Raw genomic sequence first — 2,678 nt, forward strand, 5'->3', positions numbered from 1 at the left:
GCCAAGGTGTGCGCCGCCGCCATCGTCGAGTTGCTCGCAGGCCGCGCGCCCGACCCCATCCCGGTCATCGCCAACACCTGCTATTCCGCCACGTCGGGCGACACGGCAGGCTACGTCGCCCACGTCTATCGCTTCGAGGCCGGCAAGGGCTACGTCGCCCAGCCCGAGGGCGGCGCCACCGCCAAGGGGGACGCGAAGAATTTCGGTTTTGCCGACTCCTGGTCGAGAAATATCTGGGCGGATGTGTTGACTTGAGCGGATTCTTGCTCGGCAATGAAAAACGGGGCCAAGTACCCCGTTTTTCATTGCTGGCGATTCGCGCTGCGGCGCTTATCCCCGCTCATACACCACAAAATCAAACTCCAGCGGATCGCCCTTCTCGCCGGTGTACGACTCGCGCGAAATTTCTCTGAACGCGCTGCGGTCGTAATCGGGGAACCAGGCGTCGCCCTCGGCTTCGATGTCGACTTCGGTCAGGTACAGACGGTCGGCGAGCGGGATGGCCTGGGCGTAGAGGTCGGCGCCGCCGATGAAGAAAACCTCGTCGGCGTCCCGGCACAATGCCAGCGCGGCGGGGATGGAGTCGGCGACAAGGCAGCCGTCCTTACAGTAGTCGGGATTGCGGGTGACGACGATGTTGGTGCGCCCCGGCAGCGGTCGGCCGAGCGACTCGAAGGTCTTGCGGCCCATCAGGATGGGGTGGTTCAGCGTCAGCGCCTTGAAGTGGGCGAGGTCTTCCGGCAACCGCCAGGGCAGGCGGTTCTCGATGCCGATGACACGGTTTCTGGCGAGCGCGGCGATGACGCTGACGCGCGGTTTTTTCTGATTCATGTTCCCTCGACTTTTCTCAAAGCTGCCTCACCCCTTACGCCTTACCCCTCACGCATTTCACACCGCCACCGGCGCCTTGATCGCCGGGTGCGGATCGTAGCCGCTGAGGGTGAAATCCTCGAAACGGAACGCAAAAATGTCGCGCACATCGGGATTCAGCGTCATCGTCGGCAGCGGGCGCGGCGCGCGGGAGAGCTGCTCGCGCGTCTGGTCGAGGTGGTTCAGGTACAGGTGGGCGTCGCCCAGGGTATGGACGAAGTCGCCGGGCTTGAGGCCCGTCACCTGCGCCATCATCAGCGTCAGCAGCGCGTAGGAGGCGACGTTGAACGGCACGCCGAGGAAGATGTCGGCGCTGCGCTGGTACAGCTGGCACGAGAGCTTGCCGTCGGCGACGTAGAACTGGAAGAAGGCGTGACACGGCGCCAGCGCCATCTTGTCGAGGTCCGCCACGTTCCACGCCGAAACGATGATGCGGCGCGAATCGGGATTGGTCTTGAGCGTCTTCACCGCTTCGCTGATCTGGTCGATGCTGCCGCCGTCGGGCGTGGGCCAGGATCGCCACTGGTGGCCGTAGACCGGGCCGAGGTTGCCGTTGTCGTCGGCCCATTCGTCCCAGATCGAGACGCCGTTTTCCTTCAGATACCCGATGTTGGTGTCGCCCTGCAGGAACCACAGCAGTTCGTGGATGATGGAGCGCAGATGGCATTTCTTGGTGGTGACCAGCGGAAAACCGTCTTCCAGGTTGTAGCGCATCTGCCAGCCGAACACCGACAGGGTGCCGGTGCCGGTACGGTCGTCTTTACGGGCGCCGTGCTCGAGCACGTGGCGCATCAGATCGAGATAGGGTTTCATCGTGTGAGGCTTAGGGTTTGGCCGGCGCGGCCTGGATGGGTTGATTATCCCTTAGAACACCGTCGTAGAAGCCGGCGAGCCGGTCGGCCGGCGCCTGGCCGTAGATATTCCAGAAGGCGATCTCGAAATCGGTGTTGTCCTGTATCGCCAACGCCAGCTGGCGGAAACGCGCTTCGTCCTGCGCCTTCAGCCAGCCGACCAGCAGCATGGACTGGCGGTAGAACTCGAAGATGCCGAGCCGGGAGGCAGCGGCGCGGTGGCGCTTGTCGGGCGCATCGCGTGCCAGCAGATTGACCCGCTTGCCTTCACGGATCGCCTCGAACACTCTGGCGTCGGTGGCGTAGTCGGCGCCGCCGCCGTCGGCCGTGAGCGAAGCCCAGCCTTCGTGGAACCAGACCGGCAGGGTGCTGTGGTAGTGGCCGATGCGCTGCCCCAGATGCAGGTGCGCCAGTTCGTGGGCGAGCAGCGTGGGCAGGCGGTGTTGCTCGCGGCCGTCGAGCTTGGGCGACAGGATCAGACGGTTGTCGGGCACCACCGCGGCGGAGAGTTTCGGCGTCATCACATGGCGCCTGAAGCAGTCTTCGCTGCCGCACACATGGACGCGCGGCGGGCGGGCGAAGGGCAGGTAGTGCGCGGCCTCGACCCGTGCGATGGCGGCGGGCAGCGCGGCGGCGACGCGCGCGCCGTAGGCCTCGTAACCGGGTTCGATCCACACGCGCGCATCGGCGGCCGACTGCACGAAGCTGTCGATGGGCCTGAGCGCGCGCGGATCGCTCACGGTGAGCGCGCAGCCCTGCAGTGCCGCCAGCGCGGCGACAAGAAGCCACAGCCTCATGCGTCGAGCACCTGCCAGCGGCCGTCGACCAGCCCCTGCAGCGGCGGGTACTGTTTCTTGTAGGCCATCTTGCGGCTTTCGGCGATCCAGTAGCCGAGGTAGAGATAGGGCAGTTCCAGCCGCTTCGCCAGCTCGATCTGCCACAGCACACCGTAGACGC

At 65.3% G+C, this 2,678-nt stretch carries 4 protein-coding genes and 1 pseudogene; 1 reads left to right on the forward strand and 4 read right to left on the reverse strand.

Going from position 1 to position 2,678, the window contains the following annotated elements:
• A partial coding sequence (locus Q0L94_RS15205) for an FCSD flavin-binding domain-containing protein (RefSeq protein WP_296754831.1) occupies positions 1–255 on the forward strand: 255 nt, incomplete at its 5' end.
• Between the two features lie 75 nt (positions 256–330).
• Here the strand turns inward: Q0L94_RS15205 and Q0L94_RS15210 are convergent.
• The 4 genes and pseudogenes from Q0L94_RS15210 to Q0L94_RS15225 form a co-directional block, all read right to left on the reverse strand.
• The gene (locus Q0L94_RS15210; RefSeq protein ID WP_296754833.1) at positions 331–831 is read right to left on the reverse strand and encodes a dihydrofolate reductase; all 501 of its coding nucleotides are present in this window, start codon (positions 829–831) and stop codon (positions 331–333) included.
• A 57-nt stretch (positions 832–888) separates the two neighbouring features.
• Positions 889–1,683, reverse strand: coding sequence for a thymidylate synthase (locus Q0L94_RS15215; RefSeq protein ID WP_296754836.1), 795 nt, complete (start codon positions 1,681–1,683; stop codon positions 889–891).
• A gap of 10 nt (positions 1,684–1,693) precedes the next feature.
• On the reverse strand, positions 1,694–2,518 hold the full coding sequence (locus tag Q0L94_RS15220) for a hypothetical protein (protein ID WP_296754838.1): 825 nt from the start codon (positions 2,516–2,518) through the stop codon (positions 1,694–1,696).
• A pseudogene (locus tag Q0L94_RS15225) lies at positions 2,515–2,678 on the reverse strand (arginyltransferase); the annotation flags it as partial. The pseudogene Q0L94_RS15225 and the gene Q0L94_RS15220, both read right to left, overlap by 4 nt.

The organism is Thiobacillus sp. (assembly GCF_024708915.1).